9 protein-coding genes are annotated in these 13,558 nt (G+C 66.9%); 5 read left to right on the forward strand and 4 right to left on the reverse strand.

Translation table 11 applies throughout. The features are described 5' to 3' along the window. The coding region (locus tag E8A12_RS16315) for a M14 family zinc carboxypeptidase (protein ID WP_293370710.1) at nt 1-2,747 on the forward strand (2,747 nt) is incomplete at its 5' end. Between the two features lie 73 nt (nt 2,748-2,820). Continuing rightward, nucleotides 2,821-4,944 (forward strand): alpha/beta fold hydrolase, encoded by a 2,124-nt coding sequence (locus E8A12_RS16320; protein ID WP_293370712.1) that lies wholly within the window; start codon nt 2,821-2,823, stop codon nt 4,942-4,944. A 37-nt stretch (nt 4,945-4,981) separates the two neighbouring features. On the opposite strand, the gene E8A12_RS16325 is transcribed toward E8A12_RS16320, so the two are convergent. Next, nucleotides 4,982-6,889, reverse strand: a complete 1,908-nt coding sequence (locus E8A12_RS16325) for a CocE/NonD family hydrolase (protein WP_293370714.1) — start codon at nt 6,887-6,889, stop codon at nt 4,982-4,984. A 151-nt stretch (nt 6,890-7,040) separates the two neighbouring features. Here E8A12_RS16325 and E8A12_RS16330 point away from each other — a divergent pair, with 151 nt between their 5' ends. Beyond that, nucleotides 7,041-8,345 carry a dipeptidase gene (locus E8A12_RS16330; RefSeq protein WP_293370716.1) on the forward strand — a complete coding sequence of 435 codons (1,305 nt, stop codon included), beginning with the start codon at nt 7,041-7,043 and terminating at the stop codon, nt 8,343-8,345. 82 nt (nt 8,346-8,427) lie between these two features. On the opposite strand, the gene E8A12_RS16335 is transcribed toward E8A12_RS16330, so the two are convergent. Continuing rightward, a complete protein-coding gene (locus E8A12_RS16335; protein WP_293370718.1) occupies nt 8,428-10,056 on the reverse strand; it encodes a serine hydrolase domain-containing protein in 1,629 nt (542 codons plus the stop codon). 230 nt (nt 10,057-10,286) lie between these two features. Here E8A12_RS16335 and E8A12_RS16340 point away from each other — a divergent pair, with 230 nt between their 5' ends. Continuing rightward, nucleotides 10,287-11,420, forward strand: a complete 1,134-nt coding sequence (locus E8A12_RS16340) for a hypothetical protein (RefSeq protein ID WP_293370720.1) — start codon at nt 10,287-10,289, stop codon at nt 11,418-11,420. A gap of 9 nt (nt 11,421-11,429) precedes the next feature. Here the strand turns inward: E8A12_RS16340 and E8A12_RS16345 are convergent, their stop codons facing one another. Next, complete coding sequence (locus E8A12_RS16345; protein ID WP_293370722.1) at nt 11,430-12,035, reverse strand: TetR/AcrR family transcriptional regulator; 606 nt, start codon at nt 12,033-12,035, stop codon at nt 11,430-11,432. 158 nt (nt 12,036-12,193) lie between these two features. Here E8A12_RS16345 and E8A12_RS16350 point away from each other — a divergent pair, with 158 nt between their 5' ends. Beyond that, nucleotides 12,194-13,165 (forward strand): alpha/beta hydrolase-fold protein, encoded by a 972-nt coding sequence (locus E8A12_RS16350; RefSeq protein ID WP_293370724.1) that lies wholly within the window; start codon nt 12,194-12,196, stop codon nt 13,163-13,165. Between the two features lie 29 nt (nt 13,166-13,194). Here the strand turns inward: E8A12_RS16350 and E8A12_RS16355 are convergent. Continuing rightward, the coding region (locus E8A12_RS16355; RefSeq protein ID WP_293370725.1) for a DUF3471 domain-containing protein at nt 13,195-13,558 on the reverse strand (364 nt) is incomplete at its 5' end.

Here is a 13,558-nt window from a genome sequence, read left to right on the forward strand (position 1 = left end):
CCTCGCCGCTGAAGTTCTTCGGCCGCATCCCCGGCACGCCCGGCGAGCTGACCTACGCCAAGGACATCGAGCGCTACTACCAGGAGCTGGCCAGGACCTCGCCGCGGGTGCGCTTCTGGAAGATGGGGACCACTGAGGAAGGTCGTGATCAGTTTGTCATCGCCATCGCCGATGAGGCGACGCTCAAGACCCTCGACGTCAACAAGGCCGCGCTGGCCGCGCTCGGCGATCCGCGCAAGACCTCGCCGGAAGACGCCAAGCGGCTGATCAAGACCGCCAAGCCGCTCTATTGGATCACCGCCGGCATCCATTCCACGGAAACCGGCGGACCGGAGATGCTGATCGAGCTGGCTTACCGGCTGGCCGTTGAAGAGACCCCGTTCATCCAGCAGATCCGCAACAACGAGATCGTCTTCATGACGCCGGTGGTGGAGGTCGACGGCCGGGAGAAGGTGGTCGACACCTACTACTACGGGAAGAAGACCGGCAAGCCGAAGCCGCCGCCGATGTATTGGGGCAAGTACGTGGCCCACGACGACAATCGCGACGGCATGGGCCAGTACCTGAAGCTCACCCAGACCATCACCCAAGGCGTGCTCGAATGGCACCCGACGGTGCTGCACGACCTGCACGAGGCGCAGTCCTACCTCTACGTCTCGACGGGCACCGGCCCCTACAACCCCTCGCTCGATCCCGTGGCCACCGACGAGTGGTGGCTGCTGGCGGAAACCGAACTCAGCGAGATGGCCAAACGCAAGGTGCCCGGCGTCTTCACCTACGGCTTCTACGACGGCTGGGTGCCCAACTACCTGTTCTGGATCGCCAACACCCACAACTCGTTTGGCCGCTTCTATGAGGTCCAGAGCTACGGCCCCGACGTCCAGAAGGAGCTGAAGCTCGCGCCCACAGTCACCTCGCGCGAGTGGTATCGGCAGAACCCGCCCCTGCCCTCGATCGCCTGGGGCCCGCGCAACAACACCAACATCCAGGAGTCGGCGATGCTGTTCGCGCTGAACAGGGTCGCAAAGGACCGCGAGCTCTATCTCGAGACCTACTGGATCAAGAGCCAACGCGCCGTGGACGGCGGCAAGACCGGCCCGATCAACGCCTGGGTGATCCCGGCGGACCAGACCGCCAGGCTGAACGTCGTCGACATGATCAACGATCTGCGCCACCAGGGCTTGGAGGTCTCGACGGCCGACGGCGGCTTCACTGCCGGCGGCGTGAAGGTGGCGGCGGGCGATTATGTGATCCGCGCCGATCAGCCCTACCGCACGCTCGCCGATATGTACTTCGCCCTGCAGAACTACCCCGCAGGCAATCCACAGCCCTATGACGACACCGGCTGGACCATGCAGCTGATGCGTAACGTGGCGCTGAAACCGGTGCACGACACCGCCGTCCTGACGCAGCCGATGACCCTGCTCACCGCCGACGTGGCCCCTAAAGGGGCGATCAGCGGCGCGGGCTCCACGATCCTCGTCAACCACACCGGCGACAACGAGCTGATCAGCTTCCGCTTCCGGCTGAAAGACGTGAAGATGCTGGCCGCCGAGGCGGCGTTTGAGGCGGGCGGCAAACAGTACGCCGCCGGGACCTTCATCATCCCCAACGCGCCCCGCGCCGCGGTCGAGAAAATCGCCGCCGACCTGGGTCTGAAGGGCGAGGCCGTCGCAGCTGCGCCCGACGTGAAGACCCACCCCCTGACGATACCGCGGATCGGCTACCTGCACGCCTGGCTGAACACCCAGGACGAGGGCTGGTGGCGCGCGGCGCTCGACCACTACGGCGTGCCCTACACCTATATGGCGGACAACAAGGTGCGGTTGGGCGACCTGCGCAGGAAGTTCGACGTGATCATCTATCCGAGCGCCGGCTCCAGCGCCCGCGACCAGATGGCCGGCATCCCCATGAACGGCGACGTACCGATCCCCTACAAGAAGACCGAGCTGACCCCGAACCTGGGCGCCGTCGATTCCAGCGACGACATCCGTGGCGGCCTGGGCATTGATGGCCTGGCCGAGCTGAAGAAGTTCGTCGAGGCCGGTGGGACGCTGATCGGCGACGGCATGACAGTGGAGATGCTGGCGACCTACGGCCTCGCGACCGGCGTCAGCACCTCGGTCCCGCCCGAACTCTACACCAAGGGCGCCATCCTGCGCGGTCAGTTCGCCGACCAGGCCAGCCCCATCGCCTACGGCTACGCGGGCAAGGAGCTGCCGATCTACTTCTCCGACGCGCCGGTCGTGACCGTAGCGGCCGGCGGATCCGGCGGCGGGGACGCCGGCGGCGCCGGCGCGAGGGTCGCCCAGAACGTCACGCCCAACGCCGCGCCTGTGCGCCTGTCGCCGTGGACCGGCTCGGACCCGGCCGCAGCCCCGGCTGCGGAGGATCGCCGCGAGGCCGCGTCGGCGGAGGCCGCCGCGCCGCGGCGGCGCTCGTATGGGGCCGAACCCACCCAGTTTCCTCGCACGGTGATGCAGTTCCCGGCGCAGGCCGACCGCATCCTGTTGAGCGGCATGCTGAACGGCGGCGGCGCGCTCACGCGCAAGGCGCTGATCGTCGACGTGCCCGACCGTAAGGGGCACTGGGTGATGTTCGCGCTCCGGCCATTCTGGCGGTGGCAGACACAAGGCAGCTACGCGCTCGCCTTCAACGCCATCCTCAACTGGGACCAGCTCGACGCGGGGCTTCCGCCGAAACCGGCGTCCGCGCCAGCCAGCACGCCGGCGAAGCCCGCGGAATAGAGAGAGAGAAGACCCCGGCCCGTCCGTCGGCGGGCCGTGGGACGGACGGATGAGTTCAATGAGGGGACCGCGAATGTTCAAACAGACTCTGCTCGCCTTCGTCGCCGGCGTGGCGATGATCGGCGCCCTGGACGCGGCCGCCGCACCGGGCGCTCCCGCAGCGCCGCCGGCGAAGCTCGCGGCGTTCATGGACTATTCCTTCATCGACGCGCTCACCGCCTCGGAGTCCGGGAACCGGATTGCGTGGACCGAGACCCACAAGGGCGCCCGCAACATCTGGATCGCCGAAGCGCCTGACTTCCACCCCCGCCGCCTTACCGACGGAACGGCGGACGACGGCATGGAGCTCGCGGCGCTCAACTTCTCCCCGGACGGCAAGATCCTGGCCTGGACCCGCGGCGGCGGTGAGGGCAACGGCTGGGCGAACGGCATGCCGCCGCCCAATCCCGCGTCGGCGGTCGAGCAGCCGCACAAGGAGATCTGGATCTCAGTGGCCGGCGGCGCGCCGGTGCGGCTGGTGCAGGACGCCGAAGCGCCCCTGCTCTCCTCCACAGGCCAGCTCGTCTACCTGAAGGAAGGCCAGGTCTGGACGGCCGACGTCACAGGTAAGGAAAAGCCGAAAAAACTGTTCTACGACCGCGGCCGAGTTGGCCAGTTGGCGTGGTCCCCGGACGGGACGCGGCTAGCGTTTGTGTCGCGCCGGGGCGACCACAGCTTCATCGGCGTCTACAGCGGCCCTGACCATCCGTTGACCTGGCTCGCACCCGCGACCGCGTTCGACGGCAATCCGGTCTGGTCGCCGGACGGCCAGCGCATCGCCTTCTCGCGCATGGCCGGCATCGCCGGCCCGCTGGCGTCGTCCCTCGTGGAAGCGCCAAACCCCTTCTCGATCTGGGTGGGCTCGTCGACCGACGGCACGGCCAGCGCAGTGTGGCGCAGCCCGACGGACCTGAACGGCTCCTTCCCCGAGGTTCCCGGCGGCCTCTTCCTCATGTGGGGCGCCGGCGACCGCCTGACCTTCCGCGCCGAGATGGACGGATGGCCTCACCTCTATTCGCTTCCGGCCGCCGGCGGCGAAGCGAGCCTGCTCACGCCGGGCCCGTTCATGGTCGAGCACGTTGCGATGACGCCGGACCGCCGAGCTCTGCTGTTCAGCGCCAACAGCGGCGCCGCAGAGGGCGACACCGACCGGCGGCACATCTTCCGGGTGGCGATCGATCGTCCGGGACCGACAGCGCTGACCCCCGGGACCGGTCTGGAATGGACGCCCGCGCCTCTCGCCGATGGCCGGGTCGCCTATGTCTCGTCGACTCCCACCATGCCGCTGCGTGTCACGATCGCGAACCCGGACGGACACGGCGCTCATCCAGTGACCACGCCGGAAGGCGACTATGCCGCCAACGGGCTCGTCCCGCCGAAGCCGGTCACCTTCACCGCCCCCGACGGCCTGCTGGTCCACGGCCAGCTCTTCATGCCGCCGGCCGGCAAGGCGAAGCATCCCGCGCTGGTCTTCGTCCACGGCGGCCCGCCCAGGCAGATGCTGCTCGGCTGGTCCTACATGGACTATTACACCCACGCCTATGCGATGAACCAATACCTGGCCTCGCGGGGCTTCGTGGTGCTGTCGGTCAACTATCGCCTCGGCATCGGCTACGGGCGCGCCTTCCAGCATGCCGAGAAGGCCGGCCTGGCCGGCGATTCCGAGTACCAGGATGTCGTGGCCGGCGCGCACTTCCTGCAGGCCTTGCCGCAGGTCGATCCCAACCGCCTCGGCATCTGGGGCGGATCCTACGGCGGCCTGCTGACCGCGCAGGCCCTGGCGCGCAACAGTGACATCTTCAAAGCCGGCGTCGATTTCCACGGCGTGCACGACTGGTCACTGACCCCCGGCCTCGCCAGCCGCCCGCAACGATACGAGCAAGGCGACCACGACGAGATGATGAAAAGCGCCTTCGACAGCTCACCGGAGGCCGCGATCGCGGGATGGAAGTCTCCGGTCCTGCTCATCCACGGCGACGACGACCGCAATGTCCGCTTCGATCAGACGACGGACATCGCCCGGCGCCTGGCAGCGCAGGGGACGCCGTTCGAAGAGCTGATCCTGCCCAACGAGATCCACGAATTCCTTCGCTACGACAGCTGGGTGAAGGCCGACACCGCCACGGTGCGCTTCCTGGAAGACAAGCTGAAGCCTTGATCCCCTGGCCGACGGCGGCGCCGACCTGGCGTCGCCGTCACGGGCTGGGGATCACTGAGAACTCCAGAAACGATCCGCGGCCCGGCGCGTGGTGGACGACATTGCGCGCCACGACAGCCTGGGCCTCGGTGACGTTGTCGCCGCCGGTATTCAGGTTGCGCGCGAACTTCGGGAAGTCCGAAGAGGTGACCTCCACCCGGATCCGATGCCCCTTCTCGAAGCGGATGCCCGTCGTCATCGGCGTCAGTTCCAGCCGATAGCTCTCGCCGGGCTTCATCCGCTCGTCGTGGTCCATCCCGTTGCGATAGCGGGCCCGCAGGATGGTGTCGCCGATGATGTAGGCTGTACCGTCCGGCGCGACGTCGACGAGCTTCACCGCAAAGTCGGTGTCCTTGGCGTCGGAGGAGACGAACAGGACGGGCTTCACCCAGCCGGCCACGTCCATCGGGGCGGTCAGCGGATCGCTGGTGTAGACGAGGACGTCCTGCCGGGCCTCGACGAGCCGCTGATCGAAGGCGCCCGCCGTCACCATCCCGCCGTTGCAGCAGTCGCCGCCGCCGATGGTCTGGACGGGGTTCAGCGGGTCATAGGTGAAGCGATCCGAAACCTCGCCAGCCGTCGGGGCCACCGCGGAGAGCTTGCCGTCGCCATAGAGGCTGTTGGCCTGTCCGTGGCTGTGCAGGTAGAGCCGCATCGGCGCAGCGGCCTTCGGCGGCCATTCGGCGGCCGTGCGCCACTTGTTCTCGCCCATCATGTAGTAGCGCACATGCGGGGTGGTCGCGGGGAACGCCGCCGCCGCGTCGGGCTTCAGCCAACGGTCGAACCAGCTGAAGATCACGCCGTAGGTATCGAAGCTGGTGTCGCCCATGTTCCGTTCGCCGACGACGGTGTCCGGACCCAGGTTGAAATACTGGCAGTGCGGCATCGGCGCGATCACCGCATATTGGTTCTGGCCGGCCGGCGAGTCCGGGCTGGCCTCCCGCGCATGGTTGAAGAGCGCCATATTCGGTCCGATCGACACGTCGTACCAGGCGTTGAACCACAGGGTCGGGACGTTCCAGCCGTCGCTGTCATGATAGAGTCCGCCCTGGAACCAAGCCGGGTCATTCGGCTTGCGGACGATGAACTGCTCGTAGGTGGCGGACGGCTCGCCAAGACCGGTGAGCATGTCGATCATCGGCAGGTGGCGGATGCGCTTGGGCCAATCGACCTTGGGCTTGGCGGCGCCCAGATCGTTGTAGGTTCCGATGTGCGCGCGGGTCGCCTGGTCCAGGCCCGCGGGAAGCGTGGGCCGCAACGGGTTGTCGACCCCATAGAGCCACGGGATGAACAGCGTCCGCGGCACGCCGCCGGTGTACCAGTTGCCCTGTTCCTCGAACGGCCCCACGCGGCCGATCCCGGCGCCGGCCGACATGGCGACCATGGCGGCCAGGGCCGGATGCTTCTGACCCGCCAGCGCCAACTGCCACTCCGCCGAAGAGGAGCATCCCAGGGTCCCCACCTTGTGGTTTGACCAGGGCTGCTGGGAGATCCAGGTCAGGGCGTCGTAGCCGTCCGTGCGCGGATAGCCGAGGATCTGGTATTTTCCCTCCGAGAAATATCGCCCGCGCTCGTTCTGGATCACGAAGGCATAGCCGTGGTTCACGGCTTCGACGGCCAGGCGCAGCAGCGATCCGGTGACCTTGTTGTAGTCATAGGGCGTGCGCCAGAAGATCGTCGGCAGCGGGCCCTTGGCGTCCTTCGGCAGGTAGACGTCGGTCGCCAGCCCGACCCCGTCGCGCATGGGCATCAGCAGCTTCGACTCGACGGTCGCGCCCTTGGCCAGGGTGTCGTGGAGCGCCGCGTCGCCGTAGCCATCAAAGCTCGGCTGAGGCGCCGCAAGGCTGGATGACGAGAGCATCGCCGCGATCGCGACGGTGGCGACCAATCCCCTGAGATTTCGCATTGAGGCCTTCCCTCCATCGTCGGGCAGCGTCGGCGTCGCCGCACCCTTGCCGCCCCGCCCACGCAACGGCCCGAATGCAGCTTCACGAAAGAGCGTGGCGCATGCAATGGTGAATTTTCCAAATTGGCAAATTGAAAAATCGGAGATTGAGATGGCGGACAGGCGTTCGGGCAAGGCCGTCGGCGGCCTCGCCGTCACCGCCCTCGTTCTCGGGCTGGCGTCAGCGGCTCCGGCCGCCGCGGACCCCGCCTCCGATGCCACCCGCTTGGACAAGATCCTCACCCAGACGCCGCTGATCGACGGGCACAACGACCTGCCGTGGGAACTCCACGAGCGGTTCGCCGACAAGGCGGCCTTGATCGACCTTCAGCACGGCGCGGGCGCGCTGATGACCGACATCCCCCGGCTGCACAAAGGCCGTGTCGGCGGTCAGTTCTGGTCGGTGTTCATCCCCGTGGAGATCCAGGGACCGCCGGCCGTGCAGCTCACGATCGAACAAATCGACCTCGTGAAGTCCCTGGCCAAGCGCTATCCCGCCGACCTGGAGATGGCCTACACCGCCGCCGACGTGGTGCGGATCCACAAGGCCGGGCGCGTGGCCTCGATGATCGGCGTCGAGGGCGGTCACCAGATCAACGACTCGCTGCCGGTGCTGCGCCAGATGTACGCGCTGGGCGCGCGCTACATGACCCTCACCCACACCCGGAACACCGCCTGGGCGGACTCGGCGACCGACAAGCCGGTCCACCACGGCCTGACCCCCTTCGGCCGGGAGGTGGTGCGCGAGATGAACCGCCTCGGCATGCTGGTGGACCTCGCCCACGTCTCCGAAGACACCATGAAGGACGCGCTCCAGACGAGCCGCGCGCCGGTGATCTTCTCCCACTCGTCCGCCAGGGCGTTGGTCGACAACGCGCGCGATGTTTCCGACGATGTGCTGCGCCTGGTCGCCAAGAACGGCGGCGTGGTGATGATCAACTTCTATCCCGGGTTCGATTCCGACGCGCGGTTCCGCTGGACGGCCGCGCGCGCCGGGGAGCAGGCGCGTCTCAACGCACCTACCTTCGGCATCGACCTCGGCCAGCCCGAGAAGGCCCGCGCGGCGCTGGCCGCCTGGGAGCAAGCCCATCCGGAGCCGCCGGTGACGATCGCCGACGTGGCCGACCACATCGATCACGTGCGCGCGGTCGCCGGCGTCGACCATGTGGGCCTGGGATCCGACTTCGACGGAATTCCCGAGACCGTGACCGGCTTGAGCGGCGTCGATCAGTATCCGGCTCTGTTGCTGGAGCTCATGCGCCGCGGCTGGAGCGACGCCGACATCGCCAAGGTCGCCGGCGGCAACGTCCTGCGGGTGATGGCGGAAGCCGAGCAGGTCGCCATCCGGCTTCAGGCGCAGGAGTTGCCGTCCACGGCCACCCTGGCAGGGCTGGACACGCCCACGGGTCGCCCCTGAGCCTCGGGCGGCTTCCAGCTGGCGACCACCTTCCAACCGCTGCCCGCGGCTCTTGACGTGAATATCCGTGGAGTGACTCTTTTCAGGATCCGACGCGCCGGAAGGCGAAGTCCCAGACCCGGCCGCCCTGGTAGCGGAAGCCTTCGACCTGACCCGCCACGCCGCGCGTAACGCGGATCACGCCGCCGCCGGGGTAGCTGAAGCCGTCCTTGAAAAGTGGTTCGATCAGCGCCGCGGCGCTGGGGCGGTCCGCCGGGATGACCACCAGCTTGCCGGCGCGCAGGCCGATGCGGATCGTGGCGTTGGCCTCTTCGCTTGCATAGGTTCCGACGATCGCACCCAACTCGGCCGGCGTCGGATGGGCTGGCGGTTCGCGGTGGAACACACCGATGCTCCCATCGGGCGATCGCCGCTCCAGGTCGCCGTTCGGGCGGAAGACCAGGAGGACCGCGCCGGCCCGGTAGCGTCCCGGGCCAGCCGGCGCGAGTGACGGGCCGCCCAGCTGGCGCAAGTGATCCCCTTCGGCCGCCAGCCGCAGAAGTCCCACCGCCCCCTCCTGGACATAGAGGCCCGGCCTCTGCGCCAGTTCACCTGCCGAAGTCGGCTCCGCGCTCGGGGCGGCGGTTGGCGCAGGCGGCAGGTAGAGGTTGGCGATCTCGTGGGCCTGCCGGCCGGCATCGGCGTCCCCGGCATTGCAAAGGACAGCGATGGAAAGTCCCTGGTCGGGATAGCGCCCCAGCCAGGCGCGGTAACCGCCGGTCGCGCCGGAATGGCTGATCTCTCGGACGTCATGATAGGCGGTGATGAAGAGGCCGCGGGCATACTCGATCTTGCGGCCGCCGGTGAGCACCGCCTGCTGCTGCATCCGTTCGGTGACGGCGGCGCCGAGCGCACCCTTGGTCAGGGCGTCATTCCAGATCAGCAGGTCGCCGACCGTCGTCAGGAGACCGCCGTTTCCATAGCCATCCTCGAACGGCATATCCAACTGCTGGCCGCCCGGGCCGGGCTCATAGGCTTGGGCCCGCCCCGGGACTATGCGTGTAAAGTCATCCCGCCATTGACTGTGGGTCATGCCGAGGGGCTTGAAGAGCCGGTCGCGCGTAAAGTCGGCGAAGGATTGACCGCTCACCCGGGCGACGATCAGCGCCGCCAGGCTATAGCCAGTATTGGTGTAGGAATAGGCCGACCCCAAGGGATAGTTCAGCGCCGTTTGGCGAGAGGCGATCCAAAGCGCCTCGTCATTGGTGTAGACGCGGCTGCCACGAGGCCATCCGGCGAGCGCCGCCACCTCGCCCCAGTCGCGCAGTCCGCTGGTGTGGGACAGCAGGTGGTCAATGGTGATGGGCGCCCCGTAGCCAGGCATCTCCGGTAGGTATTTACGGATATCGTCGCTGAGCTTGATCTTGCCGTCCTGGACCAGCGTCAGCACCGCCGCGGCGGTGAATTGCTTGGAGACCGAGCCGGCTTCGAAGATGGTTTCCGGCGTGATCGGCACGCCGTGCTCCAGGTCGGCGAGCCCCCTGGCCCGGAACTGCGTCGGCTGACCCTGCCGGGACACGCCCACCGCACACCCCGGCGCGCTTGGGTTGGCCTTTGCCACAAGGCTGTCGAGGTCATCGGCCCGCGCCTGCGCCGTGAGCAAGGAGGCGAGACCGGCCAGAGTGAGGGCGCGCATGACCCGGACTGCGGCGTGCCTGTCGAGTCCAGCCATTTCACTGCCCCTGGTTCTCTTCGGAACGGCCGGAACGACGAGCGTCGCCGGACGACTAGAGGTAGGCGAGATTTTCCAAATGGGAAAGATGAGTCATCAAAGCCTGTGGGTTGGGTGTTCATTTGCATAATTGGAAACCATAGCTAGGTTCGAAAACTCGCCGGATGGCGGCCATAGATGCCCGGGGCGCGCGCACGCTGCGTCTCCCGTCGCATCAAGGAGACACCGACGTGAGCGAGAAGACCGGTTGGTTCCAACGGTGGCTGCTGCCGGGGCTCGCCTTCAAGGCGGTAGTCATCGGCGGCGGCTACGCCACGGGAAGAGAGCTAGCATCGTACTTCCTGCCCAGCGGACCTCGGGGCGGGCTCTACGCCATGCTCCTGGCAATGGTGATCTGGAGCACGGTCTGCGCGGTCACGTTCCTGTTCGCCCTGCGCACCTCGAGCCGCGACTACCGGACCTTCTTCAAGAACCTGCTGGGCCGGTTCTGGCCGCTCTATGAGGTCGCCTATCTGGCGGCGCTGGTGGTCATCCTGGCGGCTTTCGCGGCCGCGGCTGGAGCCATCGCGCATGCGGTGTTCGGCCTGCCGCCCATCGCCGGCGCCCTGGCGCTGATGGCTCTGATCACCCTGGTCGCGGCCTGGGGAAACGACTCGGTCGAGCGGCTCTTCAAATACGTCTCGTTCCTGCTCTACGGCACCTATGCGGTCTTCCTGGTCCTGTCGTTGCTGAAGTTCGGCGGCCGGATCGGCACGGCCTTCGCCACCGAGACGCCGACCACCGGCTGGCCCGTCGGAGGCCTGACCTACGCCGGCTACAACATCATCGGTGCGATCATCATCCTGCCGGTCACCCGGCACCTGACCTCCCGGAAGGACGCCGTCATCGCCGGCGTGCTGGCGGGCCCGCTTGCCATGGCGCCGGCGGTCCTGTTCTTCATCGTCATGGCGGGCTTCTACCCGACGATCCAGCAGCAGGTCCTGCCGTCCGACTTCCTGCTGGGCCAGTTGGGTTTCCCGGCCTTCCGGATCCTTTTCCAGGTGATGATCTTCGCCGCCTTGCTGGAGAGCGGAACCGGCGGCGTCCACGCCATCAACGAACGCATCGCCCAGGCCTATCGGCGGGGCGACGAGCGGACCTTCACCAAGCCCATGCGGCTGGCGGTGACGGTGGCGATTCTCGCCGGCTCGGTGTTCGTCGCCGATCGCGTTGGCCTGGTGTCGCTGATCGCCAACGGCTACCGCTGGCTGTCCTATGTGCTGCTGGCGATCTACGTCGCGCCGCTGTTGACCTTCGGGGTGTGGCAGCTGTCCCGGCCGGCGGCCGCGGCCGGCCAGCCGGCGGTCGAACCGGCCGTCCAGTGATCGATCCGTTCACAGTGGCGCGAGGATGTTTCTTGCCGCCCGCTCCGCCAGCTTGAAAAGCAGGTCAGCATCAAGCTCGGGGCGCGAGTAGAACTGGATGCCCGCGCCGGTGACGAGCCCGGACAATAGATGCAGCCGCACCTCCAGCTCGCTGGCGCTCATCCCGGTTGGAATGAGGCGAGAAAGACGGTCGCGTAGGCTTTCCGAAGCCTCGGCCTGGATCGACCTTGCCAAGGCCTTGATCTTGTCGCTGCGCGCCGTCTCCGCGGCGATCTCGATCATGAGCGCGGTTCGCCCCCTATCGAGGATCATGGCCCGCAGGCTCTTCGTCAGATGCTCGATGACATCCGCTGCATTCCCCTGGCCTGCGTCGAGGGCATGCTCGAGTTCTCGCATCTGAGAATGCATGTCTTCGGCCACGATGGCCGCGATGAGCGCCTCCTTACCAGGGAAATACTGATAGACGAGGCCGACGCTGACGCCGGCCAATTCGGCGATCTCAGCGACGCGCGTCTCGTGAAATCCAACCTTCCTGAAACATGACTTGGCGGCTTCAAGAATTTGCGCCCGACGCACTTCGGGCGACTCTGTTCGCCTGCGCTCCGCTTTGACCATAGCGCCCACCCACTCCGAACCCAGGCGCGAGGATAGGTCAGACCCCTGCCCACAACAATGAATGAGCGTTCAATCGTCTTGACCGTACGACAGCTCAATGCGAATGAACGAACGTTCAGTCGATGATGTCGCCTATCGGTAGTTCGGGAGAACCGGAAATGACGTTCACCTTGGATCGCGGTGCCGGCGTAGCGATGCGCGGGCTTTATGACAGCCGCTACTATGACGTGGTCGCGCAGTCGAACAGCGAGGCCTATCGCGTGTTCGTGGGCGGCCCGCTCCTGCCCTTCGTTGGCGAGCCCGAGGGCGGCGAGGACACACGGCATCCCGTCATCTACGTGCTGGATGGCAAGCTGAACTTCGCCATCGTCCATGCCCAGGTCCAGATCCTGAGCGCGATGCGCCAGATGCCGCCGGCCTTCGTGGTGGGCGTGGGCTATGCCGGCGACGAGAGCTTCTTCGAAAAGGACGGCTTTCGACGCCAAGGCGATCTGACGCCCAACGCCGGTGGCGAGCTCGAGGCGGAGATGAAGGCCATGAACCGCGCGCTCGGGGTGACCCACGGCGGCGCGGACGCCTTCCTGGCCTTCCTGTGCGACGAGCTGAAGCTCGCTCTGGAATCCGCCTACCCGGCGAGCCGAACCGACACGACCATCCTGGGGAATTCGCTCGGAGGCCTGTTCGCGTCCTGGGTCCTGCTCCATGAGCCGGACCGCTTCCAACGCTATGTCATCGTCAGTCCGTCCTGGTGGTGGAACGACTATGAGGTCTGGGCCTGGGAAGCAGCATACGCCGCGGCCCACCATGACCTGCCAGCAAGGGTATTCGCGACGTTCGGGGGGCTGGAGACCGCCGCCAGGCACAAGGCCATCCTGGAGCGCAGCCTGCAACTTTCCGAGGGAGAGGCGAGAAAAGCCATAGAAAGAACGCTCGCGCGCTCAGATGACGCCGGCTGGATGCGCGGTGCGGAGCTTATCCCTGAGCTCCAGGCGAAGATGGATAAGCGCGGCTATCCGGGATTGAACCTGACAACCCTGGTGCTTCCTGACGAAACTCACGAATCCATTCCCGGCAGCGGGTTCTCGCGGGGTCTGCGGGCTGTCTTTGGCAGCTGGCAACCTGGGGGCTGACGCTGATCGTCCCGCCGCGCCGCACCCGCTTATTGAGACCCGTTGGCCAGTTTCGTGAAGTCGAGGTCCTGGAAATCGAAGCTGAAGTCGGTGGTCGGCGACAGCGGCGCCATGGTCATGCCGCTGACCGCGCCGTTCAGGCCGGTGCGGAAGTTCACCAGGGCGTCCGCCATGATGCTCCGATTGTCCCAGCGCACCGCGAAGACATTGCCCTTCGTCGGCTGGAGGTCGCCCTGCAATTCGGTGGTGCGGCTGAACACCAGGCGCAGTTTGCCCCCCACCTTTTTGACCGTCGCATCGCCCCGCCAGACGTCGTGATAGACCCCGACGTAGGCGTCCAGCGGGAGGAACGCATGGCCGCCAGCCGCCTGGATCGCGGCCTCGGCGTCATGA

The sequence above is a fragment of the Phenylobacterium sp. genome (genome assembly GCF_004799395.1).
Classification (GTDB): domain Bacteria; phylum Pseudomonadota; class Alphaproteobacteria; order Caulobacterales; family Caulobacteraceae; genus Phenylobacterium.

What these genes read in the sequence shown, in the direction of transcription:
- E8A12_RS16330 (WP_293370716.1), top strand. Translation starts at nt 7,041, where the DNA reads ATGGCGGACAGGCGTTCGGGCAAGGCCGTCGGCGGCCTCGCCGTCACC.
- E8A12_RS16320 (WP_293370712.1), top strand. Translation starts at nt 2,821, where the DNA reads ATGTTCAAACAGACTCTGCTCGCCTTCGTCGCCGGCGTGGCGATGATC.
- E8A12_RS16335 (WP_293370718.1), bottom strand. Translation starts at nt 10,056, where the DNA reads ATGGCTGGACTCGACAGGCACGCCGCAGTCCGGGTCATGCGCGCCCTC.
- E8A12_RS16325 (WP_293370714.1), bottom strand. Translation starts at nt 6,889, where the DNA reads ATGCGAAATCTCAGGGGATTGGTCGCCACCGTCGCGATCGCGGCGATG.
- E8A12_RS16350 (WP_293370724.1), top strand. Translation starts at nt 12,194, where the DNA reads ATGACGTTCACCTTGGATCGCGGTGCCGGCGTAGCGATGCGCGGGCTT.
- E8A12_RS16345 (WP_293370722.1), bottom strand. Translation starts at nt 12,035, where the DNA reads ATGGTCAAAGCGGAGCGCAGGCGAACAGAGTCGCCCGAAGTGCGTCGG.